The 22,614-nt window shown below is 74.2% G+C and carries 29 protein-coding genes; 19 read left to right on the forward strand and 10 right to left on the reverse strand.

Going from position 1 to position 22,614, the window contains the following annotated elements; all coding sequences use genetic code 11:
- Nucleotides 1–67: 67 nt before the first annotated feature.
- The 7 genes from ABD437_RS14315 (at nucleotide 68) to ABD437_RS14345 (ending at nucleotide 5,963) form a co-directional block, all read left to right on the forward strand.
- On the forward strand, nucleotides 68–1,240 hold the full coding sequence (locus ABD437_RS14315) for a PucR family transcriptional regulator (protein WP_344649295.1): 1,173 nt from the start codon (nucleotides 68–70) through the stop codon (nucleotides 1,238–1,240).
- Nucleotides 1,241–1,323: 83 nt separating this feature from the next.
- The gene (locus ABD437_RS14320; RefSeq protein ID WP_344649296.1) at nucleotides 1,324–2,379 is read left to right on the forward strand and encodes a sensor histidine kinase; all 1,056 of its coding nucleotides are present in this window, start codon (nucleotides 1,324–1,326) and stop codon (nucleotides 2,377–2,379) included.
- A complete protein-coding gene (locus tag ABD437_RS14325) occupies nucleotides 2,367–3,011 on the forward strand; it encodes a response regulator transcription factor (RefSeq protein ID WP_344649297.1) in 645 nt (214 codons plus the stop codon). Before ABD437_RS14320 ends, ABD437_RS14325 begins: the two co-directional genes overlap by 13 nt.
- The gene (locus tag ABD437_RS14330; RefSeq protein WP_344649298.1) at nucleotides 3,008–3,496 is read left to right on the forward strand and encodes a hypothetical protein; all 489 of its coding nucleotides are present in this window, start codon (nucleotides 3,008–3,010) and stop codon (nucleotides 3,494–3,496) included. The genes ABD437_RS14325 and ABD437_RS14330 overlap by 4 nt, the downstream gene beginning before the upstream one ends.
- 71 nt (nucleotides 3,497–3,567) lie before the next feature.
- Nucleotides 3,568–4,911 (forward strand): alpha/beta hydrolase, encoded by a 1,344-nt coding sequence (locus tag ABD437_RS14335; RefSeq protein ID WP_344649299.1) that lies wholly within the window; start codon nucleotides 3,568–3,570, stop codon nucleotides 4,909–4,911.
- Nucleotides 4,912–4,981: 70 nt separating this feature from the next.
- Complete coding sequence (locus tag ABD437_RS14340) at nucleotides 4,982–5,560, forward strand: protoglobin domain-containing protein (RefSeq protein ID WP_344649300.1); 579 nt, start codon at nucleotides 4,982–4,984, stop codon at nucleotides 5,558–5,560.
- 22 nt (nucleotides 5,561–5,582) lie between these two features.
- Complete coding sequence (locus ABD437_RS14345; protein ID WP_344649301.1) at nucleotides 5,583–5,963, forward strand: DUF1622 domain-containing protein; 381 nt, start codon at nucleotides 5,583–5,585, stop codon at nucleotides 5,961–5,963.
- A 32-nt stretch (nucleotides 5,964–5,995) separates the two neighbouring features.
- On the opposite strand, the gene ABD437_RS14350 is transcribed toward ABD437_RS14345, so the two are convergent.
- On the reverse strand, nucleotides 5,996–6,601 hold the full coding sequence (locus tag ABD437_RS14350) for a YdeI/OmpD-associated family protein (RefSeq protein WP_344649302.1): 606 nt from the start codon (nucleotides 6,599–6,601) through the stop codon (nucleotides 5,996–5,998).
- Nucleotides 6,602–7,068: 467 nt separating this feature from the next.
- On the opposite strand from ABD437_RS14350, the gene ABD437_RS14355 reads away from it, so the two are divergent.
- Complete coding sequence (locus tag ABD437_RS14355) at nucleotides 7,069–7,311, forward strand: hypothetical protein (RefSeq protein ID WP_344649303.1); 243 nt, start codon at nucleotides 7,069–7,071, stop codon at nucleotides 7,309–7,311.
- Between the two features lie 120 nt (nucleotides 7,312–7,431).
- The gene (locus ABD437_RS14360; protein ID WP_344649304.1) at nucleotides 7,432–7,995 is read left to right on the forward strand and encodes a dihydrofolate reductase family protein; all 564 of its coding nucleotides are present in this window, start codon (nucleotides 7,432–7,434) and stop codon (nucleotides 7,993–7,995) included.
- Here ABD437_RS14360 and ABD437_RS14365 read toward each other — a convergent pair whose 3' ends face one another.
- The 4 genes from ABD437_RS14365 to ABD437_RS14380 form a co-directional block, all read right to left on the reverse strand.
- Nucleotides 7,996–8,970, reverse strand: a complete 975-nt coding sequence (locus ABD437_RS14365; protein WP_344649305.1) for an RNA polymerase subunit sigma-70 — start codon at nucleotides 8,968–8,970, stop codon at nucleotides 7,996–7,998.
- Nucleotides 8,971–9,041: 71 nt separating this feature from the next.
- Complete coding sequence (locus tag ABD437_RS14370; protein WP_344649306.1) at nucleotides 9,042–9,917, reverse strand: terpene synthase family protein; 876 nt, start codon at nucleotides 9,915–9,917, stop codon at nucleotides 9,042–9,044.
- Nucleotides 9,914–11,179, reverse strand: a complete 1,266-nt coding sequence (locus tag ABD437_RS14375) for a cytochrome P450 (protein WP_344649307.1) — start codon at nucleotides 11,177–11,179, stop codon at nucleotides 9,914–9,916. Before ABD437_RS14375 ends, ABD437_RS14370 begins: the two co-directional genes overlap by 4 nt.
- A gap of 107 nt (nucleotides 11,180–11,286) precedes the next feature.
- Nucleotides 11,287–11,643 (reverse strand): virulence activator alpha C-terminal domain-containing protein, encoded by a 357-nt coding sequence (locus ABD437_RS14380; RefSeq protein ID WP_344649308.1) that lies wholly within the window; start codon nucleotides 11,641–11,643, stop codon nucleotides 11,287–11,289.
- On the opposite strand from ABD437_RS14380, the gene ABD437_RS14385 reads away from it, so the two are divergent.
- From ABD437_RS14385 to ABD437_RS14410, 6 genes are all read left to right on the forward strand, one after another.
- Nucleotides 11,642–12,844 (forward strand): carotenoid oxygenase family protein, encoded by a 1,203-nt coding sequence (locus tag ABD437_RS14385; protein ID WP_344649466.1) that lies wholly within the window; start codon nucleotides 11,642–11,644, stop codon nucleotides 12,842–12,844. The genes ABD437_RS14380 and ABD437_RS14385 overlap by 2 nt on opposite strands.
- A gap of 113 nt (nucleotides 12,845–12,957) precedes the next feature.
- Nucleotides 12,958–13,947: a lysylphosphatidylglycerol synthase transmembrane domain-containing protein gene (locus tag ABD437_RS14390; protein ID WP_344649309.1), complete on the forward strand. Its 990-nt coding sequence runs from the start codon at nucleotides 12,958–12,960 to the stop codon at nucleotides 13,945–13,947.
- 19 nt (nucleotides 13,948–13,966) lie between these two features.
- On the forward strand, nucleotides 13,967–15,106 hold the full coding sequence (locus ABD437_RS14395) for a glycosyltransferase (protein WP_344649310.1): 1,140 nt from the start codon (nucleotides 13,967–13,969) through the stop codon (nucleotides 15,104–15,106).
- Nucleotides 15,103–15,900: a PIG-L deacetylase family protein gene (locus tag ABD437_RS14400; protein WP_344649311.1), complete on the forward strand. Its 798-nt coding sequence runs from the start codon at nucleotides 15,103–15,105 to the stop codon at nucleotides 15,898–15,900. The genes ABD437_RS14395 and ABD437_RS14400 overlap by 4 nt, the downstream gene beginning before the upstream one ends.
- Before the next feature lie 151 nt (nucleotides 15,901–16,051).
- Complete coding sequence (locus ABD437_RS14405) at nucleotides 16,052–16,588, forward strand: DUF1990 domain-containing protein (protein ID WP_344649312.1); 537 nt, start codon at nucleotides 16,052–16,054, stop codon at nucleotides 16,586–16,588.
- A 197-nt stretch (nucleotides 16,589–16,785) separates the two neighbouring features.
- Nucleotides 16,786–17,679: a bile acid:sodium symporter family protein gene (locus ABD437_RS14410; protein WP_344649313.1), complete on the forward strand. Its 894-nt coding sequence runs from the start codon at nucleotides 16,786–16,788 to the stop codon at nucleotides 17,677–17,679.
- 34 nt (nucleotides 17,680–17,713) lie between these two features.
- Here the strand turns inward: ABD437_RS14410 and rpmF are convergent, their stop codons facing one another.
- From rpmF to rpmB, 3 genes are read right to left on the reverse strand one after another with little or no spacing between them, the layout of a single operon-like run.
- Nucleotides 17,714–17,881 carry a 50S ribosomal protein L32 gene (gene rpmF, locus ABD437_RS14415; protein ID WP_344649314.1) on the reverse strand — a complete coding sequence of 56 codons (168 nt, stop codon included), beginning with the start codon at nucleotides 17,879–17,881 and terminating at the stop codon, nucleotides 17,714–17,716.
- Nucleotides 17,882–17,903: 22 nt separating this feature from the next.
- A complete protein-coding gene (gene rpsN, locus ABD437_RS14420) occupies nucleotides 17,904–18,209 on the reverse strand; it encodes a 30S ribosomal protein S14 (RefSeq protein ID WP_344649315.1) in 306 nt (101 codons plus the stop codon).
- A gap of 28 nt (nucleotides 18,210–18,237) precedes the next feature.
- The gene (gene rpmB / locus ABD437_RS14425) at nucleotides 18,238–18,474 is read right to left on the reverse strand and encodes a 50S ribosomal protein L28 (protein ID WP_344649316.1); all 237 of its coding nucleotides are present in this window, start codon (nucleotides 18,472–18,474) and stop codon (nucleotides 18,238–18,240) included.
- Nucleotides 18,475–18,565: 91 nt separating this feature from the next.
- Here rpmB and ABD437_RS14430 point away from each other — a divergent pair, with 91 nt between their 5' ends.
- Nucleotides 18,566–18,901, forward strand: a complete 336-nt coding sequence (locus ABD437_RS14430; RefSeq protein WP_344649317.1) for a class III extradiol ring-cleavage dioxygenase family protein — start codon at nucleotides 18,566–18,568, stop codon at nucleotides 18,899–18,901.
- 16 nt (nucleotides 18,902–18,917) lie between these two features.
- On the forward strand, nucleotides 18,918–20,114 hold the full coding sequence (locus tag ABD437_RS14435) for a CobW family GTP-binding protein (RefSeq protein WP_344649318.1): 1,197 nt from the start codon (nucleotides 18,918–18,920) through the stop codon (nucleotides 20,112–20,114).
- Here ABD437_RS14435 and ABD437_RS14440 read toward each other — a convergent pair.
- Nucleotides 20,089–20,790 (reverse strand): helix-turn-helix transcriptional regulator, encoded by a 702-nt coding sequence (locus ABD437_RS14440; RefSeq protein ID WP_344649319.1) that lies wholly within the window; start codon nucleotides 20,788–20,790, stop codon nucleotides 20,089–20,091. The genes ABD437_RS14435 and ABD437_RS14440 overlap by 26 nt on opposite strands.
- Nucleotides 20,791–20,861: 71 nt before the next feature.
- Here ABD437_RS14440 and ABD437_RS14445 point away from each other — a divergent pair, with 71 nt between their 5' ends.
- Together ABD437_RS14445 and ABD437_RS14450 are read left to right on the forward strand one after the other, a co-directional pair.
- Entirely contained in the window at nucleotides 20,862–21,185 is a 324-nt protein-coding gene (locus tag ABD437_RS14445; RefSeq protein ID WP_344649320.1) for a putative quinol monooxygenase, read from the forward strand.
- 169 nt (nucleotides 21,186–21,354) lie between these two features.
- A complete protein-coding gene (locus ABD437_RS14450) occupies nucleotides 21,355–21,723 on the forward strand; it encodes a hypothetical protein (protein ID WP_344649321.1) in 369 nt (122 codons plus the stop codon).
- Here ABD437_RS14450 and ABD437_RS14455 read toward each other — a convergent pair.
- The gene (locus ABD437_RS14455) at nucleotides 21,720–22,559 is read right to left on the reverse strand and encodes a CPBP family intramembrane glutamic endopeptidase (RefSeq protein ID WP_344649322.1); all 840 of its coding nucleotides are present in this window, start codon (nucleotides 22,557–22,559) and stop codon (nucleotides 21,720–21,722) included. The genes ABD437_RS14450 and ABD437_RS14455 overlap by 4 nt on opposite strands.
- Between the last annotated feature and the right edge of the window lie 55 nt (nucleotides 22,560–22,614).

Consider the following 22,614-nt stretch of genomic DNA (forward strand, 5'->3'; position numbering starts at 1 on the left):
TCCGGGCGGTACCGGCATCTAGAATCGCCGGGATCCGGCAACGACGAAGCCCGGCGAGGAGGACACGATGGCCCGGCCCCGCCGCCCGGCCGACGACTGGCTGGCCGCCGTCGGCACGGCGACCGCCGCGGCCTGCCAGGCCCCGGCCGAGCTGCTCGGCGAGTACCTGGCGATGCTCGCCGACGCGGCGATCCACGGTCGCCGCCCGGAGCCGTGGCAGCGCGACGCGGTCCGCGAACTGGGCCGCCGCGCCGCCGAGCAGGGCGTCGACGCCGGCCGGGCGGTCGACCTCTACCTCTCGGCGGCCTGGCGCCTCTGGCGCGAGCTGCCGGAGGTGTCCCGCTCGTCCGATCCGGAGCGGGTGCGCGCCGCGGCCGAGGCGGTGCTCCGTGTCCTCGACGACGCGGTCGGTGTCCTCGTCGACGGGCACCAGTCGCAGCGCCGCGACCTGATCCGGCGCGAGGAGGCGCTGCGTGCCGCGTTCGTCGACGACCTGCTGCGCGGTGACGCCGACGTGTCCGCGCTGGTGGAGCGGGCGGCGCCGTTCGGGATCGACCTGGGCACCGCGCACGCGGTCGCGCTCGTCGCACCGCACCGGGCCGACCACTCGCTCGACGCGGCCGCGACCGCCCTCGAACGCGTGGTGGTGGAGCGGTTCGGCGACCGCGAGGTCCTCGTCGCCGCCAAGGACGGCCGGGTCGTCGCGGTGGTGCCCGCGGCCGGCGACGTCGACACCGGGACCGCGTTGCACGAGGGGTTGCGGCGTCGCCGGGTACCGGGGCGCTGGCGGATCGCGACCGGCCGCGCGTTCACCGGCGCGTACGGCGTCGCGCGCTCCTACGAGGAGGCGCGTGACGCGTTGGAGTACGCCGACCGGCTCGACCTCGACCGGGACGTCGTCAATGCGCGTGACCTGCTGGTCTACCGGGTGCTCGGACGCGACCAGGCCGCGATCGTGGACCTGGTCCGCGACGTGCTGGGGCCGCTCGCCCAGGCCCGCGGCGGAGCGGAGGTCGCGCTGGAGACCCTGCACGAGTACTTCGCGGCCGGGGGCGTGGCCATGGAGGCGGCCCGGCGGCTGCACGTGTCGGTCCGCACGGTCACCTACCGGCTCAGCCGGATCGCGCAGCTGACCGGTTTCCGCGTGTCCGACCCCGACCAGCGGTTCGTCCTGCACACCGCGGTGCTGGGCGCACGCCTGCTCGAATGGCCGGCCACCCCGCTGCCGTCCGACCCGTAGTTCCCGAGCGCGGTCGGGAGTGGACTGTCCCCGGATCGCTACCCTTTCTCCCGGCGGGACGCCCCGCCGGGGAGGGTGAGGGTGTGCGCAGGCGCAGCTGGCCGTCCGTCGTGCACGTGCTGACCGGCCTGCCGGTCGCGCTGCTCGGCGTCGCGGTGATCCTGCCCGCGCTCGGCGTCGCGGTGGTCTCGGCCCGGCCGGTGCGCGCGGTCGTGGCCGGGCGCACCGCGGCACAGCGACGGCGGTTCGCCGCGCTGCTCGACGTCGAGATCGCCGAGGTCACGGCGGTGCGGCGGCAGACCGGCTACCACCTGCTGGCCCTGCCGCTCGGTGCGCTCGGGTTCGCCGCGGTGGCCGGCACCGCCTCGTACGGGCTGGCGCTGCTGGTGACCGCCCGGCCGGTGGGGGCGGTCGCGGTGGTCGTCGCGGTCGGCGCCGCGCACGCGCTCGCCCGGCTCGACGCCGTCCTGGCCCGGCGGTTGCTCGGTCCCACCGCGGCCGAGGCGCTGGACGCCCGCCTGGCCGAGCTGGCACGCACCCGGGCGCAGACGATCGCGGCGGCCGACGCCGAACGCCGCCGGATCGAACGGGACCTGCACGACGGCACCCAGCAGCGTCTCGTCGCCCTGGCCATGACGCTGGGCGCCGCACGCACCGCGCTGGCCGACGGACCGGGCCGCGACGCGGTGGAGTCGGCGCACCAAGAGGCCAAGGCGGTGCTCGCGGAGCTGCGTGGCTTCGTCCGGGGCCTGCACCCGGCCGTGCTCGACGACCGCGGGCTGGACGCCGCGCTCTCCGGCCTGGTCGCCGGGCTGCCGCAGCCGGTCGAGCTGCACGTCGAGGTCGGCGGGCGGTGTCCGCAGGCCATCGAGGCGATCGCCTACTTCGTGGTGTCGGAGGCGCTGACGAACGTGACCCGCCACGCGCGGGCCTCGCGCGTGGCGGTGACGGTGGTCCGCCGGGACGGCCGGCTGCGCCTCACCGTCGACGACGACGGCGTCGGCGGGGCCACCGGCCGCCCCGGCGGCGGGCTGGAAGGGCTGGCCCAGCGGGTGGCCTCGGTGGACGGGACGTTCCGGATCGGGAGTCCGCCCGGCGGACCGACGCGAGTGGAGGCGGAGTTGCCGTGCGGATCGTGATCGCCGAGGATTCGGTGCTGCTGCGCGCCGGGCTGGTCAAGCTGCTGGGCGGCGCCGGCATCGAGGTGGTGGCCGAGGTCGGCGACGACGCGGGGTTGCTGCGCGCGGTCGAGCGGCACCGCCCCGACCTCGCGCTGATCGACGTCCGGATGCCGCCCACCCACACCGACGAGGGCGTGCGTGCCGCCCTGGAGCTCAAGGCGCGCCGGCCGGAGGTCGCCGTGCTGCTGCTCTCGCAGTACGTCGAGGAGCGGTACGCCGCCGACCTGCTGGCCGGCCACACCGGCGGGCTCGGGTACCTGCTCAAGGACCGGGTCGCCGACGTCGACGAGTTCGTCGAAGCGATCCGCCGGGTCGCGGCCGGAGGCACCGCGCTGGACCCGGAGGTCGTGGCCCAACTGCTGGTGCGGCGGCGGACGAGCCCGCTGCGTCAGCTCACCCCGCGCGAGACCGACGTGCTGGCGACGATGGCGGAGGGCCGGTCCAACTCGGCGATCGCCGCCGCGCTGGGCATCGGCGGCCACGCCGTCGAGAAGCACGTCAACAACATCTTCGCCAAGCTCGGCCTGGTGCCGGCCGACACCGATCATCGGCGGGTGCTGGCCGTGCTGCAGTACCTCGAGCGCCGATGAGCCGCGCACGATGGCGCGTGGGTGGGTCGGCGTTCGCGGTGGCGGTCCTGCTCGTCGGCACGCTGGTGGCGGTGGGGTCGACGTCCCACCGCAGCGCCGAGTCCACGCTCACCTACGCCGGGGTGCGCCGGCTGGTCGTCGACAACACCGGCGGCAGCGGCACGCTCCGGGTGCGCGGCGGCGGCACCACGGTCACGGTGCACCGGCGGGCGTCCTGGTCGCTGTCCCGGCCCCGGCTCGCCGAGCGCCGCACCGGCGACACGCTCACGCTCACCGGCGACTGCCACGGCGACCGGGTGATCAACGTCCGGGTCAACTGCGCCGTCGACTACGACATCGACCTGCCCCCGCGGACGCGGCTCGTCGCGACCACCGCCGGTCGCGTCGACGTCACCGGCGTGACCGGGCCGATCGACCTCACCGCGCCGGGACCGATCACCGTCACCGGCGCGCACGGTCCGGTCTCGACCCGCACCCGACGGTAGGGCAGGCCTCACCACCGCGGGGCCCGCTGACCGGGTTCCGCCGGCGCCGGTCGTTCTTGATCCTCGAGGCCATGATTCGCTCAGCGAAGACGCTCATCGTGGCCGCGCTCGCCGGTGCACTCGCGGCGACCGGCGGGCTCGCCCACGCCGCCGACCCGGATCCCTGGCAGCCGTGCCCCGCCGGTGACGTCCCGCTGGAGTGCGCCCGGGTGACGGTGCCGGTCGACTGGTCGAAGCCGACCGGCGACACCCTCGTGCTCAAGGTCGCCCGGCTGCGCGCGACCGGCACGCGCCTCGGCTCGGTGGTGGTCGACCCCGGCGGCCCCGGCATCCCGGGAACGCAGTTCCTGGCCGCGGCCGGGACGAGGTTCGCGGCCCTCCGGTCGTCCTACGACGTGGTCGCCTGGGATCCGCGCGGGGTCGGCGGGTCCGCGCCGATCAGCTGCCCCGGCCCGCGCCCCGACTCGGGCGTGCCGGTCACCGTCGTCGAACGGGAGCGGTTCGAGCGGGAGACCGCCGCGTGGGCCGGCCGGTGCCGGCGGGCCGTCGGGCCGCTCTTCGACCACGTCGACACGATCAGCAACGCCCGCGACCTCGACCGCCTGCGGCAGGTGCTGGGCGAGCCCCGGCTGACGTACTACGGCGGTTTCTACGGCACCCGGATCGGACAGTTCTACGCCGACGTGTTCCCGCGGCGCACCGGGCGGATGGTCCTGGACGCGGTGGTCGACACGACCAGCGAGAACGGCCCGTTCGTCGACGGCGCCACCCGGGCCAAGGAGGACGCGTTCACCGGGTACCTGCACACCTGCGCCGCCCGCCCCGCCTGCCCGCTGAAGGGCATGTCCCTGGCCCAGGTGCGTGCCTGGCTGATCCCGCGCATCGCCGCCGAGCCCGCGGTCGGCGGCGAGATCGTCGGTAACCTCACCTCGCCCGCCGACTGGCCGGCGATCGACGCCCACCTCAGCAAGGTCCGCGCCGGCACGTACCGGCCGCCGGCCGACGACAACTCCGGTGACGTGCTCAACACCGACGTCAACTGCCTGGACCTCCCCGACCACCGCACCGCCGCCCAGGTGGTCGCGGACAGCCGCCGGGCCGCCGCCCGCTACCCGCTGTTCGGCCGCCTGATGACCGCCACCACGGTCTGCAACCGGTGGCCGGCGCCGGCGACGTACCACCCGCACCGGATCACCGCACCCACCCCGATCCTGCTGGTCGGCACCCGGCACGACACCGCGACGCCCTACGACTGGGCCGTACGCACCGCCGCGAACCTCGGACAGGGCCGGCTGCTGACCCGCGACGGCACCGGCCACGGCGCCTACGGCACCAGCCCCTGCGTCACCGACGCGGTGAACCGCTTCCTCGTCACCGGCGCACTCCCGCGGCCGGGGACGGTGTGCACCGGGTGACCGATGGATAGGTAGGAGTCCTATCGAGTGTGTGCCATGATGGTCCGAGCTCCCCAGGGAAGGAACAGACATGACCACACCGGGCTACGACTACGACGACCCGTCGCTCAAGCCTTCGCCCGTCACGCCGGCCGACCTCGAGAAGCTGAAGGCCACCGTGCTCTTCGGCCCGGACGACGAGGCCGCGCTGAAGACCGCCGGTGACGTGCTCTCCGGCCAGCTCGACCAGATCCTCGACGTCTGGTACGGCTTCGTGGGCGCCAACCCGCACCTGATCGCGTACTTCTCCACGCCGTCCGGTACTCCGCTGCCCGACTACCTGGCCCGCGTCCGGGCCCGTTTCGCGCACTGGATCCTCGACACGTGCAACCGTCCCTACGACGAGCAGTGGCTGGCGTACCACCAGGAGATCGCGATCCGGCACACCGCCGAGAAGAAGAACGAGACCGACCACGCCGACTCCGTTCCCTACATCCCGCTGCGCTACATGATCGGGTTCATCTACCCGATCACCGCCACGATCCGGCCGTTCCTGGCCGCGGGCGGGCACCGCGAGGACGAGGTCGAGGCGATGTTCAACGCCTGGTTCAAGTCCGTGACGATGCAGGTGACGCTGTGGTCGTACCCGTACGCGAAGTCGGTCTGGTAGAGCCGGCGCGACCGGCTCCGCCGTGGGCTTCAACGAGACGATCGACGTAGCCGGGAAGTGCATCGAGGTCGCCGGCGCCGGCGTGATGGTCGTCGGCGCCCTCGGGGCGGCGCTCGTCGCGCTCCGCGGTCTCCGGCGGAGGGAACCGGACACCTACCGCCGGTTCCGGCAGCAACTGGGACGCTCGATCCTGCTCGGGCTCGAGCTCCTGGTGGCCGCCGACATCATCCGGACGGTCGCGATCACCCCGACCCTGGAGAGCGTCGGCGTGCTCGCGGGGATCGTCGTCATCCGGACGTTCCTCAGCTTCTCGCTCGAGCTGGAGATCACCGGGGCGTGGCCCTGGCAGGCCCACGCCCTCTCCAGCCGGTCCCCCCGCTCGCGTTCACGTCCGGATCCGTAGGCTCCCGCCGACGACGCCGGAGGCCGGTCTGGTCACGGCGACGTCGGGGGTTTGGCTTTCTGGGGGTAGACGGTTTCGTGGCGGGCCAGCATCGCGACGAATTCGACGATCTTGCGTTCCCGCGTCTCGGCCCGTTTGACGCTGTTGACGCGGTAGATGAGCGCGAAGCGGTTGGCCTTGGTGAGCACGTCGAACATGGCCTGGGCGGCCGGTACCTCGGCGATCGCGGCGAGCAGGTCGGGCGGCGCCTCGGCCTCCGACGGCGGGGCGTAGGCCGCCGCCCACCGCCCGTCGGCTTTCGCGGCGTCCACCGCGGCGCGACCGGACGGCGTCATCCGCCCCTCGGCCTCGAGCCGGGCCACGTGCCCGACGTTGCGCTGCGACCACGAGCTGCGGGCCCGGCGCGGGGTGAACCGGATCCAGGAGCTCTCCGCGTCCCGTTTCCTCGCCTGCCCGTCGATCCAGCCGAAGCACAGCGCCTCGTCGACGGCCTGCTGCCAGGTCAGCGTGGTGACGGTGCCGCCCTTTTTGGTCAGCGCCAACCAGACGCCGGGGGACGTGGCGCTGTTCGCCGTCAACCAGTTGCGCAGCGCCCCGGCGTCCGCGACGACCAACTCCTCCAGCTCCGCGCTCCCCATGACGGCAGGCTAGCCGACCCGGCCGAGCGTGGATCGGGGTAGAGCCGGCTCGGCCACGCGCACTGCGCCCGCTGGATCTGGCACGAATCCGGGAGACACCCGGCGGCACGGACCGTCCAGACTGGACGCCCGCCGGTTCCGGTCCCGGCGGTCCGGACGGGGAGGACGCCGTGAGCACGCCATCTGCGAGCCGATCCGAGCCGGGTGGCACGGCTGACTCCGGGGCACCACCGGCGTACACCCATCCCGACGCGGCCCTCTCCCGGCGTCCGCCGGCCGCAGCGCCCGACGCGCCGGTCCCGGCGCCGCGTTCCCGGCCCGGCTACACCTCGCCGGCCGCCGCGCTGGGCGAGCGTCCACCGCCGGTGCCCGGCCCGCGGACCCCGCGCGCGACCAGGCCCGTGCCCCGCCCCGCCCCCCGTCGACGCCCCGCGCCGGGTCGGCTACCCGCGCCGCGTCGACTTCCCGTGCCGGGACCTCGTCCCGCGCCGACCGGCCCGGCCCGCCCGTCGGCGTCGCGGCGGTTGCTCCTGGTGTTCGGGCTGGCCGCGGTCGTCATCGTGGCGGCGTTCCTGGTGACTCTCGGCGTCGTGGAGTCCGGCGACCCTGCGCCCGCCGCTCGGACGAGCACCGAACCCCGGCCGACGGACCCGCCCCCGACCCCGGAGAACGACGACTACCGCTCGAACCCGTTCACCAAACAGTTCTGACCCGCCGTCGCTACCGGGCGCGCTCCGCCGCCCGCCCGAACCGCGACACGCGCGGACCGATTAGGTTTCCGCGGCGCGCCCGTCGGTACCGGTGAGAGCACCTCACGGAAGGCTGGCACGATGCGGAAACTGATCTTCGGCATGAACCTGAGCCTGGACGGCTACGTCGCCGCGCCCGGCGACGACCTGGGCTGGAGCGTACCGAGCGACGAGCTGTTCCAGTGGTGGTCGGACCGGGTGGCCACCACCGAACTCGCGCTGTACGGGCGCAGGGTGTGGGAGGGGATGAGCTCGCACTGGCCGACCGCCGACCAGCAGCCCGGCGTCCTTCCGGCGCACGCCGAGTACGCCCGCCGCTGGCGGGCCATGCCGAAGGTGGTGTTCTCGTCGACGATCAGCCACGTCGACGGGAACACCCGCCTGGTCACCGGCGACGCGGTCGCCGAGATCACCCGGCTCAAGGCCGGCGACGGCGGTCCGATGGACCTCGTCGGCGCCACCCTGGCCGCGGCGGCCATGCGTGCCGGGCTGATCGACGAGTACGTGCTGGTCACCGCGCCGGTCCTGGTGGGCGGCGGGGTGCGCTTCTTCGCCGCGCTGGACAGCTGGGTGAACCTGACGCTGGTCGAGACCCGGACGTTCCCCGGGGGCGTCGTGCTGACCCGCTACGAGACGCGGCGCTGATCACCACGTCGGGGGCAGGGCCAGCCAGGGTTTGTCGCCGGCGTCGAATCCGGTGAGCTCGGCGATCGTCCCGTCGACGACACGCAGCACCGCGACGGCGAACAGCCGGAACTCCGCGTCGCCGGGGGCGCGGAGGTACAGCCCGGCGGCCGGCATGCGGTTGACCGTGGTGACGGCACCGCGCCAGTCGTCGTGGCCGGGCCGGAACAGCCCGTTCGCCACCCAGCCGTCCACCGCGTCGCGGGCCGTGACGGACACGGTGCCCGGGTCGGGCAGCATCGTGAAGCGCAGGTCGTCGCGGAGCAGAGCGGTCAGCGCGTCGACGTCGTTGCGCTGATGGGCGTCGATGTACGCGGTGACCACGGCACGCTCGTCGTCGGACAGCTCGTACGTGGCCGGCCGCCGCCAGTCCAGGCGGCGGCCGGGCAGCTGCTCACGCACCGTCACCCGCGCGCGCTGCAGTGCGCTGGTCACCGACGCGACGGTCAGGCCGAGCGTCCCGGCGGTCGGCGACGCCGGCCAACCCAGGACGTCGCGCAGGATGAACACCGCCCGCTGCCGCGGCGGAAGGTGCTGCACGGCGACGACGAACGCCAGCTCGATCGTCTCCCGCGCCACCGCCGACTCCTGCGGGTCCGCCGGGAGCGCCACGTCCGGATAGGGCTGCAGGTAGTGCAGCTCCGAGCCCGCGCCGGGCAGCCCGGCCGGCACGGGCACGCGGTGGGTGCGCCGGTCCAGGAAGTCCAGGCAGACGTTCGTCGCGATCCGGTACAGCCAGGTGCGCGGTGCGGCGTCTCCTCGGAACGACTCCCGCTTGTGCCACGCCCGCAGGAACGTCTCCTGGGTCATGTCCAGGGCGTCGTCGTAGTTCGCGAGCATCCGGTAGCAGTGCACCTGCAGCTCACGCCGGTAACGTTCGGTGACCAGCGCGAACCGCGCCGGATCGTCCGCGCGGAACGTGGTCTCGTCGGTCATCGACGCCGATCCTCTCACCGGCCGGTGAGCGCCTCCCGGCGGATCCGGTGGAGCGGGGAGTCGGCCGGGCGTCACGCCAGGCGGGCGTCGGTCATCAGGTAGAACGTCACGAGCCACTCGCCGATGCGGCCGAGCGCCTCCCCGGTGGGTGAGCCGTTCGCGAGCAGCGGTTCCAGCAGGTCGTGGCCGCGGCGCAGGTGCTCGGAGGCGCTGGCGCCGATCCAGGCGGCGTCGGCGCCGAGCAGCACGGCGTCGACGCTGCCGGGTTCGGTCCGCTCGCGGTCGGCCATCAGCAGGTCGTTGGCCAGCCGGACGGCGAGCTCGATCTCGTCGAGGGCGGCGAGCAGGACGTCGAGCGCGTCCGGCAGGTCGTCGCCGCCGGCCGTGACCCACCAGGCCAGGACGATCGGTCGCAGGCCGAAGCTGTGGTGCTGGGCGAGGTACGCGTCGAGGCCCGGCGCGGGTTCGCCCCGGGCCAGGCGGGTGGCCGTCGTCTGCTCGAAGACCCAGGCGTCGAGCATGCGCCCGAAGCTCCGGCGCCACAGCGGGAACAGCGACGGGTACCGGGGCGAGGTGCGCAGCCGACGCACCAGGTCGGCCAGCGCGGCCTCCAGCGGGTCGCCGGGCGTCGGCCCGGCTCCGGCCGCGACGCTGCGCCAGCGCCGGATCACCGCGTCGAACTCCGGCTGGTCGTGCGTGACCCGGTCGACGTGGTCGTCGGCCACCTGCATCCACACCGCGGTCATGGCCGGCGCGAGCAGTTCACCGGTGAGGGCGCGCGGCCCGGCCTCGACGAGCACCATGGCCGAGACCTCGTCGATCTCGACCGCGGCCGCGAAGCGGGGATCGATCCCCGCGGCCCACCGGCGCAACGCACGCAGCAGGCGCACCACCCGGACCGCGGTGCGGGCGGAGTCGGCGGTGGTGGCCAGGCTGGTGGTGGTCACGACGGCACCCCGTCCCGGGCGACGACCGACATCGGCATCCGGTCCGGGTGCAGCACGCCCAGCGGGATCTCCTCGTCCGGGTCGAGCCGCAGTCGCCAGCGCGCGGTGATGGTGGCCACCACCACCTCGATCTCGCTCCGCGCGAACCGGTGCCCCAGGCATTTGTGCGCGCCCCCGCCGAACGGCAGGAAGTGCCGGGGCGGCGGGCCCGCCGACGTCCAGCGGTCCGGGTCGAACACGTGCGGGTCGGGGAAGGCCGCGGCGTCCCGGTGGATCGCCGCGTTGCTCCAGAGCACGTCGGCACCGGCGGGGAGCTCGTAGGGCCCCAGCCGCACCGGGCGCAGGGTCCGGCGCATCACGAAGTAGATCGGGTGACGCAGGCGGAGCACCTCCGTGATCACCCGGCCCAGGTAGGCCGGGTCGGCGTGCGCCCGCGCCTCGACGGCCGGGTCCCTGGCGAGGTGGTAGAACGTCCAGGCGATCACGGTGGCGGCCGGTTCGATCGCGGTGACCAGGATCGTCGCGACCTCGTCGGCGAGGCGCCGGTCGTCGGCGCCGACGTCCCGGCCGCGGTGCGCGCGGCGCAGGGTGGACACGATGTCGTCCCCGTCGCCGTGGTTCCGGCTCACCACGCCGTCGACGATGGAGCGCAGACGTCGGCGCACGTCGGCGTAGCGTCGGTTGGTCGCCGTCGGCAGGTGCTCGAGCAGGTCCGACGGTGACAACGTCTGGAGGGCGAAGATCCCGAAGAGGAACGGGATGTTGTCGGCCAGCCAGTTCGTGTCGGCGTCGTCGAGGTCGCCGCCGAGCAGCGCCCGCGCCGTCGTCCTGGTGGTGAGCCGGTACAGGTCCCGGAGCAGGTCCACCGGCTGCCCCGGGCGCCAGGAGCGGCTCAGGGCGAGGGCCTCCTCCCGGACGACGCCGGCGAACTGCTCGGTGCGTGCCGGTCGGAACGCGGGCAGCAGGGCCCGCCGCTGGTCCAGGTGCCCCGGGCCGTCGGTGCAGGCGACCCCGTCCCCGGCGACCCGGGCGAGTTTGTCGTAGAGCCTGCCCTGCACGACGTCGTCGGGCCCGGCGCCCATCGCCCGGTGCACCAGCTCGGCGTCGGTGATCACGTGGACCGGTCTGCGTCCGAACCGGATCTCGACGACGTCGCCCACGTCGCGCAGCGACTCGAAGAAGCCCACCACGTCTCTGGCCAGCACCGGCATGTGTCCCACCAGCGGCTGACGCCCTGGCGCCATCGGTACTCGCTCTCCCATGACCCGATCTTAAATAGGACTCCTATCTATATGGTGTCCGAAACGCGACAGCCGGGTGTGCGGTCGTTCTACTGTGGCGTCGCGTCCGCGTCCATCCGGTCGACGACTCAGGCCGCCCACTCGCGCTGAACGGTGTACCACCGCAGCCCGAACTCGGCCGCGTACCGGGCGAACCCGAACTGGCCGCCGTCGTCGGCGGCCTCCATGCGCGCGATCACCCCGCGCAGGTCGGCGCTCTCCCGCTCGCTCTCCTCGGTGATGCGCTCGACCAGCACCCGGGCGTCCGCCGGCTCGAGCGCGGTCAGCATGAACAGACGCAGCAGGAATTCGTTGCGCGCGGGTGCGTCACCGGCCGGCGTGAGCATCCACTCGCGCAGCCGCTCCCGCCCCGCCTCGGTGATCGCGTACCGGCGGCTGCCCCGGGCGCCCTCGCCGACGACCGCGGCCAGCTCCTCCTCGGTCATCCGGCGCAGCTCCCCGACCCTCACCCCCGTCCCCGACGAGCTCGAGGCGCACGACCTGCCCGTCGAGGGCACGCTCCCGCCCGAGCTGGACGGTCGCTACCTGCGCAACGGCCCCAACCCCCGGCCCGGAGAGGCCGCACCGCCACACTGGTTCCTGGGCCGGGGCATGCTGCACGGCGTCCGGCTGAAGGAGGGGCGCGCGCTCTGGTACCGCAACCGCTGGGTGCGGTCGGAGACCAGCGCGGCCAACACCGCGGTGCTGCACCACTCGGGCCGGCTCTTCGCCCTGATCGAGAACACGCCTCCGGTCGAGATCGACGACGAGCTCGGCACGATCGGCACGTACGACTTCGGCGGCCGGCTCACCACCGCGATGACCGCCCACCCCAAGGTCGACTCCGAGACCGGTGAGCTGCACTTCTTCGGCTACGGGCCGCGTCCGCCGCACCTGACCTACCACCGCCTGGACCCGGCGGGGAACCTGGTGCACAGCGAGCCGGTCGCGGTGCCGGCGGCGACGATGATGCACGACTTCGCGATCACCCGGAACCACGTCGTCTGGCTCGACCTGCCGGTGGTCTTCGACCGCGAACTGGTCGGCCGCACGCTGCCGTACTCCTGGTCCGACTCGTACGGCGTGCGGCTCGGCGTGATGCCCAAGTCCGGCGGGCCGGTGCAGTGGTTCGACGTCGAACCCGGGTACGTCTTCCACGTCGGCCACGCCAGCGAGGACGCCGCGGGCCGCGTCGTGCTCACCGCGGTGCGCTGGGGCCGCGAGGGCTTCACCGCCGACTGGCCGACGCTGGGCGTACGCGACGAGTCGCCGGCTCACCTGCACGAGTGGACGCTGGACCCGGCGACGGGCACGGTCACCGAGCGCGCACTCGACGACCGCGGCGTCGAGTTCTACGCGGTCGGGGCCAACGAGATCATCAAGTACGACGCGACGTCCGGCGCCGCCCGCACCGACTACCTCGGGGCGGGCTGGCGCGCCGGCGAGGCGGTCTTCGTGCCCGGCGCGGAGGCCACCGGCGAGGACGAGGGCTGGCTGATCTCGATCGCGGGGCACACCGACCCGGCCGTGCCCGCGCGCCTGCTGGTGCACGACGCGACCGCGGTCGAGAAGAGCCCGGTGGCCACCGTCACGCTGCCCCGCCGGGTGCCGCTCGGCTTCCACGGCACCTGGGTCGACGCCGGCTGAGCCCCGGACGGCCTCGTCGTGGGACCGGGCGGTCCCACGACGAGGCCTTCGGTGTTCGCTCGCTCACCCCGGCTGTCATGAAAATTTCAGAAACCGCGGGCGATGGTGGGCCGATGAACGCCACCCGCGCCCGCCGAGGCCTCCTGCTCCTGGCGGCGACCGGCGCGGCGGTCCTCGCCCTGCGGCACCTGGCCGTTCTCGGCGCCTCGTGGTCGGCCGCACTGCACCTGATCACCGGCCTGCCCTGGCAGTGGCCGCTCCTGCTCGGCGCGGTGTGGATCCTCGGGCTCAGCGCGCACACCTGGGTGCTCACCGCGTCGCTGCCCGGGCTCACCCACCGGCGCGCGCTCACGCTGAACCTGGCCGGCAGCGCGGTCTCCAACGTCTTCCCGCTCGGCGGGGTCGCGGGGACCGCGCTCAACCTCGGCATGGTGCGCGGCTGGGGCCACAGCGGGCGCGACTTCGCCCGCTTCACGATCGTCAGCAAGGCCTGGGACGTCGCGGCCAAGCTGGTCATGCCGTTGCTGGCGCTCGTCGCGCTGATCGGCCTCGACCAGCTGGAACCCACGGTGCGGACAGCCGGCTGGCTCGGCGTCACGGCGCTCAGCGCCGTCGGCGGGGCCCTGGTCGTGACCGCACTGCTCGGCCGGGCGACGCCGCTGCTCGCCGTGGTGCGGTTCGCCGAACGGTTCCGGCGGGGCCGCCCGGGGTCGTGGACCGCGTCGGTCGAGGCGCTGCTGGCCGACACCGACCGGCTGGTCCGCCGGCGGTGGGCCGGGCTGAGCGGCGGGATGGCCGCCTACCTGCTCCTGCAGGGCGTCCTGTTCTGGCTCTGCCTGCACGCGGTCGGTGTCCACCTCCCGGTCGCCGTCGTGCTGGCCGGGCTGGTCGCCGAACGCGCGCTCACGCTGCTCGCCCTCACCCCGGGCGGAAGCGGGTTCGTCGAGGCCGGCACGGTCGCGCTCCTGGTCGCACTGGGCGCGGCCCCGACCGGCGTGCTGGCCGGTGTGCTGCTCTACCGGGCCTTCGTCTTCGCGGCCGAGATCCCCGTCGGCGGTGTCGCCACCGCGTTCTGGGCCCTCGGCCGCCGTGCCACCGCCTGACGTCCTCGAAGGAGCCCCCGTGCGCATCGCCCACGTCACCGACGTCTACCTGCCCCGGCTCGGCGGCGTCGAGCTGCAGGTCCACGACCTGGCCGTCCGCCAGCGGGCCGCCGGGCACGACACCGTCGTGGTCACCACCACCGCGCCGCCTCCCGGCCTGGAACCGAGCGGCGGGGTCACCGACCGCCTCGCCGACGTCGACGTGCTGCGCCTGGGCCACGGCCGGATCGGCGCCGGCCCGTACCGCGGCGTCCGGGACGACGAACTCGTCGCCACGCTGGCGGCCCTCGGGATCGACGCGGTCCACGTCCACCTGTCGGCGTTCTCGCCGCTGGCCTGGACCGCCGCCCGGCTGGCCGGGCGCACCGGCCTGCCCACCGTCGTGTCGGTGCATTCGATGTGGCACGACATCGCTCCGCTGGTGCGCGGGTACACCCGCTGGCAGCGCGCGAGCCGGTGGCCGGTGGCATGGGCCGCGGTCAGCAGCGCCGCCGCCGCGGGGGTGCGCGACGCGCTCGACGGCCGGCCGGTCGACGTGCTCCCGAACGGCATCGACCCCGGCGCCTGGTTACTGCCGGGAGCGCCGGACCCGACCCGGGTCCCCACGCTGATCAGCGTCGGCCGGATGGTGCGGCGCAAGCGACCGCGTCACCTGCTGCGGACGCTGCTCGCGCTACGCGTCACCCACCCCGGGGCGTTCCGCGCGGTGCTGGTGGGCGACGGGCCGCTGCTGCCCGCGCTGCGCCGCGAGGTGCAGCAGGCCGGTGCGGCGGACGACATCACGCTGACCGGCGCGCTGGACCGCACCGCGATCCGGGCCCGGCTCGCGGCCGCGGACCTGTACCTGGCCCCGGCCCAGCGCGAGTCGTTCGGCATCGCCGCGCTGGAGGCACGCAGCGCCGGGCTGCCGGTGATCGCCCGCACCGGCAGCGGCGTCGCCGACTTCGTCCGCGACGGCGTCGACGGCTGGCTCGTGGGCTCCGAGGCGCAGCTGCTCGCCACCGTGGGCGGTCTGCTCGACGACCCCGGCCGGCTCGCCGGGGTCGGCCGGCACAACCGGGCCGTGCCGCCCGCCGTGAACTGGGACGTCGTCCTCGACCGGGCGTCGGCGCTCTACGACCGCGCGGCCGGCGCCCAGGGCCGGGTGGGCGTCCGATGATCCTGGTGTCCTTCCACGCCCATCCCGACGACGAGGCGCTGCTCACCGGAGGCACCCTGGCGCGTGCCGCGGCCGAGGGGCACCGCGTCGTCCTGGTCGTCGCCACGCTGGGCGGGGCGGGCCTGGCCGCCGGTCCCCGCGGCGAGGCGCTGGCCGCGCGGCGGCACCGGGAGCTGCTGGCGTCGGCCGACGCACTCGGCTGCGCCCGGGTGGCCGTGCTCGGCTACGACGACTCCGGCCTGGACGGCTCCCACCCGGCCGCCGAGCGCTTCGCCGACGCCCCGGTCGAGCAAGCCGCCCACCGGCTCGCCGCGATCCTGCGCGAGGAGCACGCGGACGTGCTCACCAGCTACGACGTCAACGGCGGCTACGGGCACCCGGACCACCTGGCCGTCCACCGGGTCGGTGCCAGGGCGGCGGAACTGGCCGGTGTGCCGGTGGTGCTGGAGGCGACGGTCGACCGGGATTCGCTCCGGCTGCTCCTGCGTGTGCTCGGGCTGGCGCGGCGGTGGCTGCCTGCGCTTCCGCTGGGCGACACCGTCTTCACCCCGCGCGCCCGGATCACCCACTCCGTCGACGTCCGGCGCTACCTCCCCCAGAAGCGCGCCGCACTGCGTGCCCACGTCAGCCAGGCCGAAGGCGGACGTGGGCCACGCACGGTCGCGACGCTCCTGCGGCTGCCCGGGCCGCTGTTCGCCCGGGTCGCCGGCCGGGAGTGGTTCGTGCAGCGGGGCGCACCCGCGGGCGCTCGCGACGACGTCTTCGCGACGGTGCGCCGTGGGGGCTCTCAGTAGTCGAACCGGTGCCGGTCGAACGTCCGCAGCGCCGCCGCGACGGCGCGTGTTCCGACATCCGCGTGCCTCCCCGGGCCCGAGCTGGTGAGCCCAGCGTAAGACGCGGACGTCGCCGACCTCTGCACCCGACGAATCGGGGTAATTCCTCGGTGTGACCGACAGAGCGCAGGAACTCCTGGACCGCGCGCACACGCTCGCGCTCACCTACCCACGGTCGAGCGGCGGGTCGCCTCCGCGCGGCTACCGCGCGTTCCGCCGTTCCCTGCGGGTCAGCGCCGACGCCGCCGACTTCGACCGCGCCGTGGAGATGCTGCGCACCTGGGAGGTGCACCGCGGCGCGGGCCTGACCGTCGTCGCCGACGGCCCGGCCCGGGCCGGTTCCCACGTCGTCGTCGGCATCGGCCCGCGCCCGTTCACGCTCCTGGCCCCCTGCCGGGTCGTGGAGGACGTCGACGACCCGACCCGCAACGGGTTCGCCTACGGCACCCTGCCCGGACATCCCGAGCGCGGCGAGGAACGCTTCGTGGTGGAGAAACGCCCGGGCGAGGGCGTGTTCTTCGAGATCACCGCGTTCTCGAGACCGGCCACGGCCCCGGCCCGCCTCGGCGGCCCGCTCACCCGCCTCGTCCAGGACCGCGTCACCACCCGCTACCTCCACGCGCTACGAGCCGCCGTCTCCGGCTCGTAGCCGCGTGGTCGGTCAGTCGCCGCCGTCGGGGATCGGGCGGTTGCGGTCGGCCTTCGTCGTCCAGAGGAACCACAGCCCGGGGCGCGCCGCGGAGGTCTCGGTGCATCGGGGGCAGCTCGACGAAAGTGCTGTGAGCGGGCGCACACCAGTGCTTCACTGTGACGCCCGACTCTTCGCCGCCCGCCACGGGAGAGCCGATGAACGACTTCGCCCTGATCACCGTCGGCCTGCCGATCGCGCTCGCGGTCATCATGTTCGGGCTGGGGCTCTCGCTCACCCCCGACGACTTCCGCCGGGTCGCCGCGGCGCCGAGAGCGGTGGCCGTCGCGCTCTTCCTGCAGGTCGTGGTGCTGCCCCTGGTCGCGTTCGGGCTGGTCGTCCTGTTCGACCTCGAGCCGTTGCTCGCGGTCGGCGTGATGCTGCTGGCCGCGTCGCCCGGGGGCACGACGGCCAACCTGTTCAGTCACCTGTTCCGCGGCGACGTGGCGCTCAACGTCTCGCTCACCGCGATCAACTCCGTTCTCGCCGCGGTGACGCTGCCGGTGATCACCAACCTGGCCATCGACTACTTCGACGCCGACGGCAGTCTCGGGCTGCAGTGGGCGAAGGTTCTCCAGGTCATCGCGATCGTGCTGGTTCCGGTGGCGATCGGGATGGTCGTCCGGCACCGCTCCGAAGCGTTCGCCGCCCGGTCGGACAAGCCGGTCCGGATCTTCTCCATCGTGGTCCTCACGCTGGTGGCACTGGGCGCGTTGTTCGGCGAGCGGGAGAACCTCGTCGGGTACGCCCGTGACGTCGGCCTGGTCACCGGTCTGTTCTGCGCTGCGAGCCTGACGCTCGGCTACGTCGGCGCCCGCCTGCTCCGGCTCTCCGAACCGCAGGCGATCGCCTGCTCGATGGAGGTCGGGATCCACAACACGACGATCGCGCTGACGATCGCGCTGAGCGTGCTGGACAACACCGAGGTCGCGATCCCGGCCGCGGTCTACTCGGTGACGATGTACGTGCTGGCGCCGGCCTTCGGGTTCGCGATCACCCGACGTCGCCACACCGGCACCACGACCACCTCCCGCCTGGCGGAACGGGACTAGAGCGGGCCCCCGGTCGCGCCGGAGGCCCGCTCGCTCAGTCGAGTCGTAGCAGGCCGAGCTGGTAGGCGCGGACCAACCGGCGGGGCACCGACCCGGTCCGGCCGTCGACGGTGATCGGCACCAGTTGCACCGGCCGTGCCTTCCAGTTGGCCCGGCGCGAGCGGGTGTTGCTCCGTGACGTCTTGCGTTTGGGAACAGCCATCGAGGGATCCTTCCGGGGCCGGTTACCAGCTGGACTTGCTGATGCCGGGCAGTTCGCCGGCGTGGGCCATCTGCCGGAAACGGACCCGGGAGAGCCCGAACGCACGCAGATGTCCGCGTGGTCGCCCGTCGACCAGGTCGCGGTTACGCAGGCGCGTGCGGCTGGCGTCCCGGGGCTGACGGGCGAGTTCGGCCATCGCCGCGGTCCGCTCGTCGTCGGTGCTCCGCGGGCTGCTGATCACGCGTTTGAGTTCGGCCCGGCGCCGGGCGTACCGGGCGACGACGACGCGTCGCTGGGCGTCGCGGGCGATCTTGCTCTTCTTCGCCATCAGCGCTCCTCGGGGACGTCGGGGGCCATCAGACCTTCTCCCCGCGTGCCCGCAGCTCCGCGACCACCGACTCGATCCCGCGGCGGTCGACCGTCTTGATGCCCTTCGCGCTCACCCGCAGCGAGACGAAGCGGTTCTCCGACGCCAGCCAGAACCGTTTGCGCTGCAGGTTCGGCTCCCATCGCCGCTTGGTGCGCCGGTGCGAGTGCGACACCGCGTTACCGAACCCGGGGGTGCGCCCGGTCACCTGGCACCGGGCACTCATCGGCGCTCGCTCTCGAAAATGATTTTCATGTGCTCTACGGTAGGGCATGCGCCGGACGACCCCCGACGCGGCCCGATCGAGAGGAGCACCGATGCCTGATCCGGTGGTGGTCACCTGCGGTGGCCGTCGTTGCGTGGCGCTGCGACCCGACGCGTCGGGCGAGACCCTGCGCGCGGCGGTGCGGGAGACGTCCGGTGCGGTGCTGATCCGCAGCCAGGGCTGCCTCGGCCCGTGCGTGTGGGCCCCGGTCGCGCTCGTCGCGCCCCGGTCGGAGCCCGGCGGCGGCCCGCTGGCCGCCACCGTGCTCGGCCCCCTGCACCGCCAGGCCGACCTGCACTCGCTCGCCGACTGGGTCCGCGACGGCGGACCGGCCGCGGCCCCGTTGCCCGCCCCGCTGCGCGACCTCCAGCGCCGCGACCTCACCTGACCCACAGGAAGCATCCATGACCGACACCCCACGCCCCGCCGTCACCGTGCTGAGCGGCTTCTCCCCCGCCGCGACCGGCGCGGTCGCCCGCCGCCTGCTCGTCGACGACCCGAACCTGCTGCTGGTGGTCCACTCGATCGACGGCCTCGCCGACGGCACGGTCCGGCGACTGGTCCGCACCGCCGCCGGCATCGTCGAGGACGTCACCGTCGAGCTCGTCCACGGCTGCGTCTCCTGCACCCTGCGCGAGGACGTCCTCCCGACGCTGGAGCGGCTCGCCCGCGAGCACCCCGGCCGTGACCAGCTGCTCGCGCTCCCCCGCGCGATCGAGCCGGAGGCCGTCGCGTCGGCGTGCGCGCACCTGCCGTCGGTCACCGACGCGGTGCGGTTCGACTCCTACGTCACCGTGGTCGACGCCGCCCACGTCCTCAACGACCTGGACACCACCGACGACCTGCGCGACCGCGGCCTGCACGCCGCACCGGACGACCATCGCGCGGTCGCCGACGTCGTCGCCCGCCAGCTCGAGTTCGCCGACACGATCCTCACCTGGACCTCCCCCGACACCGACCCGCTCGACCGGGTCCGCACCGCCACCCTGCTCCGGCGCCTCGTCCCGTGGGCCGTCCTGATCGACGCCGACACCGACGACCTCCCGGCCGCGGTGCGCAACACGCACCGGCACGATCCGCGGCTACCCGCGACCCAGGGCCGGGCACTGGAGGGCTACCCGATCGGCGACCACGCGCCGACCGGCGACTGGGGCGTCGCCTCGCTGGTCTTCGAATCCCGGCGCCCGTTCCATCCGCAGCGCCTGCACGACGCCCTCGAGGACCTCGCCGGGATGACCCTGCGGGCCCGCGGGCACCTCTGGATCGCCAGCCAGGCCGACGCCGTGCTCGGCTTCGAGGCCGCGGGTGGCGGCATCGGCCTGGGCAGCCTCGGCTACTGGCTCGCCGCGTTGCCCCCGGCCCGGTGGAGCGAGGCGTCCGTCGACCGCCGGCTCACCGCCGACGCCACCTGGGACCCCTACTACGGCGACCGCCGCACCGTGCTCGCGTTCGTCGGCCTCGGCCTGGCCGCCGATGCGCTCACCACGCTGCTGACGCACTGCCTGCTCACCGACGAGGAACTCGCCGACGGCCAGGACACCTGGGCGGACCTGCCCGACCCGTTCGCGGGCTGCTTCACCCACTCCGAGACCTCGGCGTGAGCGCGGTGCCGGTCAGCGCGCGGCCCTCGTCCCAGAGCGCGGCGAAGCGGGGGCTGCGTGCCCGCAGGTCCGCGACGAAGGTCCGGAAGCCGACGTCGTCCCGGTAGTCGGCCGCCGAGCGCCGGACGTCGCTGACCAGCGCGCGCTCGAACGCGTCGGCACCGCCGTGAGCGGTCGCGATCTTGCTGACGCCGTCGTCGACGAAGACCTGGACCAGCAGGTTCTGGTTCGGGTCGGCGGCGACGGACGGGGCCTCGAACAGCGCCTGCCAGACCGGCGTCGAGCCGAGAAGCGTCCAGTCGGCGGCGAACACGGCCAGCGGCAGGTCCGACATCCGGCTGAGCATGCGCCGCACCCCGGCCGGGACGTGGGTCGAGACGACCCCGGAGCCCGGCGGGGTCAGACCGGCCGCCCGGTGCAGCAGGTCCGTTTCGGTGCGGCTCAGCCGCAGCGCGCGGGCCAGCGCGGCGACGACCTGCCGGGACGGGGTGCGGGAGCGGCCCTGCTCCAGGCGGGTGAGGTAGTCGACGCTCACCCCGGCCAGCTGGGCGAGCTCCTCCCGCCGCAGCCCGGCCGTGCGGCGCCGGCCGAAGGACTCCAGCCCGACGTCGTCGGGGGTGAGGTGCTCGCGCCGGCTGCGCAGCAGCTCGCCGAGGGAGAGCGGTTCGGACGTCATCGCTCACCAGTGTGCCCGGGTAGCACCGTTGTTACCTGGCTACCCGTGCCCGCGCGCCGCAGGCTCGGAGCATGACCGCAGCATCCGACGAATACGTGACCGTGATCTGGCGGACTCGGGCCAAGCCCGGGCGGGAAGCCGACCTGAAAGCCTTCATCACCGCCGCGGTGACTCCGTCCCGCCACGACGCGGGCAACATCGACTACGAGGCCCACGAGGTGGAGGGGCAGCCGGGCTCGTTCGTCATCTACGAACGCTGGGTGAGCCGCGAGCACCTCGACGCGCACCTCGGCGCCCCCCGGATGACCGACCTCGTTCCCCGGATGCTCGAGCTGATCGAGGGCTCCATCGAGGACGGCATCACGCTCCTCCGCCCGTTCCGGCCGGCCCGATGACCGTCACCCTCGTCACCGGATCCCGATCGCGCGGCACGGTGTTTGGCGCGGAAGTCCACGTGCAACCGGAGGACGGTGAAGCACACCACCGCCGGTCGTCCGTAGTGGACGCGCCAGGACCGGCGAATCGTGCCCTGGTGAACGCGAGTGACACGGCCGGAGGACACCGATGCCCTGGGTGATGTTCTTCTTCGCGGGCGTGGCCTTCGGGCTCGCCGGCCTCTACGCCTGGGCGGCGGCGACGAAGCGCGCGCCACGGACGGAGCCCGGCCGGGAGGAGCATCGGGATCCGTCGTGGCGGCGGGAGCTCGCGTGGAAATGGAGCATCGTCCGCGCCCGGCCCCCGGCGGACTTCTGGTGGTTGTCCGCGCACGCCGCGTTCCTCGGGACCGGCGCGGCGGCCAACGGCGTCGCCGGTCTGCTCTGGGCCGACTGGCTCGGCTGGTCACTCCCGGCCCTGTCGGTGCTGCTGATGGCGTGGGGGGTGTTCGGCGCCGTCGTGCTCCAGAAGCGCTTCGGAGACCGACGCCCGACCTAGCGACCAGCGGCGGCGTACACCCGTGGTGCCGGGGACCTGGGGGCACGGACCCGACGCCACCCGGCGACCCCGGCCGCGGCGGCCAACAGCGTCGCGCCGAAGATCGCGTAGGAGTCCGGCGTCGGGCTGACCCAGCCACCGAGGACGTAGACGCTCGTGTGGAATCCGCCGTGCACCGCGACCGCGGGCCAGAGCGAGCCGGACGCCAGGCGCAGAACCGTCGCGAGGGCACCGAACCCGAGCGGGATCAGCAGGAACAGCAGCCGCTCGGTGAACGTCGTCGCGTCCGAGCCGGACACGATGTGCAGCGCGGCGAAGAGCAGCGTCGAGAGCAGGAACACGCCCCGGACGCCGAGCCGCCCGGTCGCGGTCGACACCAGGTACCCGCGGAACAGCAGCTCCTCGGGGAAGGCCTGCAGCACGAACGCCTGGACCAGCGCGAGCGGGAGGACCGTCTCCGGCGACCACCCGGCCCCGGCCGAACGCGGTTCGGTGAAGCCGAGCAGCGCGGCCGGACCGGTCGCGCCGGCGACGGCCACCGCCACGACCACCAGGCCCACGGCGGCCCAGCGCCGCCCGGAGCGGCCGGCCCGCAGGCCCAGCGCGGCGACCGGCCGGCGGTCGACGACACGCACCAGCACCACGGCGAGGCCGAACGCGATCACCGCGACCCCGGCCGAGGAGACGATCAACCGGGTGCCGTCGGAGGCACCGCCGAACGGCAGCGCGGTGAGCGCGCCGCCGACCTCGGCGACGAGCAACGCCACCACGACGAGGGCGCAACGGACGGACAGGGGGAATCGGGGCCGGGCCCCGTCGGACGAGGTCGTTGTCATGGCGGCGACGCTAGGCGCGGCCGCGGTGTGTCCACATCGGGCCGGAGTCATGGGT

The organism is Cryptosporangium japonicum (genome assembly GCF_039524755.1).
In the GTDB taxonomy this organism is placed as follows: Bacteria; Actinomycetota; Actinomycetes; order Mycobacteriales; family Cryptosporangiaceae; genus Cryptosporangium; species Cryptosporangium japonicum.

Bases quoted from the DNA above. Each gene is read 5' to 3' on its own strand.
- ABD437_RS14315 (WP_344649295.1), top strand. From the start codon at position 68: ATGGCCCGGCCCCGCCGCCCGGCCGACGACTGGCTGGCCGCCGTCGGC.
- ABD437_RS14330 (WP_344649298.1), top strand. From the start codon at position 3,008: ATGAGCCGCGCACGATGGCGCGTGGGTGGGTCGGCGTTCGCGGTGGCG.
- ABD437_RS14335 (WP_344649299.1), top strand. From the start codon at position 3,568: ATGATTCGCTCAGCGAAGACGCTCATCGTGGCCGCGCTCGCCGGTGCA.
- ABD437_RS14340 (WP_344649300.1), top strand. From the start codon at position 4,982: ATGACCACACCGGGCTACGACTACGACGACCCGTCGCTCAAGCCTTCG.
- ABD437_RS14350 (WP_344649302.1), bottom strand. From the start codon at position 6,601: ATGGGGAGCGCGGAGCTGGAGGAGTTGGTCGTCGCGGACGCCGGGGCG.
- ABD437_RS14360 (WP_344649304.1), top strand. From the start codon at position 7,432: ATGCGGAAACTGATCTTCGGCATGAACCTGAGCCTGGACGGCTACGTC.
- ABD437_RS14365 (WP_344649305.1), bottom strand. From the start codon at position 8,970: ATGACCGACGAGACCACGTTCCGCGCGGACGATCCGGCGCGGTTCGCG.
- ABD437_RS14375 (WP_344649307.1), bottom strand. From the start codon at position 11,179: ATGGGAGAGCGAGTACCGATGGCGCCAGGGCGTCAGCCGCTGGTGGGA.
- ABD437_RS14380 (WP_344649308.1), bottom strand. From the start codon at position 11,643: ATGACCGAGGAGGAGCTGGCCGCGGTCGTCGGCGAGGGCGCCCGGGGC.
- ABD437_RS14390 (WP_344649309.1), top strand. From the start codon at position 12,958: ATGAACGCCACCCGCGCCCGCCGAGGCCTCCTGCTCCTGGCGGCGACC.
- ABD437_RS14400 (WP_344649311.1), top strand. From the start codon at position 15,103: ATGATCCTGGTGTCCTTCCACGCCCATCCCGACGACGAGGCGCTGCTC.
- ABD437_RS14410 (WP_344649313.1), top strand. From the start codon at position 16,786: ATGAACGACTTCGCCCTGATCACCGTCGGCCTGCCGATCGCGCTCGCG.
- rpmF (WP_344649314.1), bottom strand. From the start codon at position 17,881: ATGGCTGTTCCCAAACGCAAGACGTCACGGAGCAACACCCGCTCGCGC.
- rpsN (WP_344649315.1), bottom strand. From the start codon at position 18,209: ATGGCGAAGAAGAGCAAGATCGCCCGCGACGCCCAGCGACGCGTCGTC.
- rpmB (WP_344649316.1), bottom strand. From the start codon at position 18,474: ATGAGTGCCCGGTGCCAGGTGACCGGGCGCACCCCCGGGTTCGGTAAC.
- ABD437_RS14430 (WP_344649317.1), top strand. From the start codon at position 18,566: ATGCCTGATCCGGTGGTGGTCACCTGCGGTGGCCGTCGTTGCGTGGCG.
- ABD437_RS14435 (WP_344649318.1), top strand. From the start codon at position 18,918: ATGACCGACACCCCACGCCCCGCCGTCACCGTGCTGAGCGGCTTCTCC.
- ABD437_RS14440 (WP_344649319.1), bottom strand. From the start codon at position 20,790: ATGACGTCCGAACCGCTCTCCCTCGGCGAGCTGCTGCGCAGCCGGCGC.
- ABD437_RS14445 (WP_344649320.1), top strand. From the start codon at position 20,862: ATGACCGCAGCATCCGACGAATACGTGACCGTGATCTGGCGGACTCGG.
- ABD437_RS14450 (WP_344649321.1), top strand. From the start codon at position 21,355: ATGCCCTGGGTGATGTTCTTCTTCGCGGGCGTGGCCTTCGGGCTCGCC.
- ABD437_RS14455 (WP_344649322.1), bottom strand. From the start codon at position 22,559: ATGACAACGACCTCGTCCGACGGGGCCCGGCCCCGATTCCCCCTGTCC.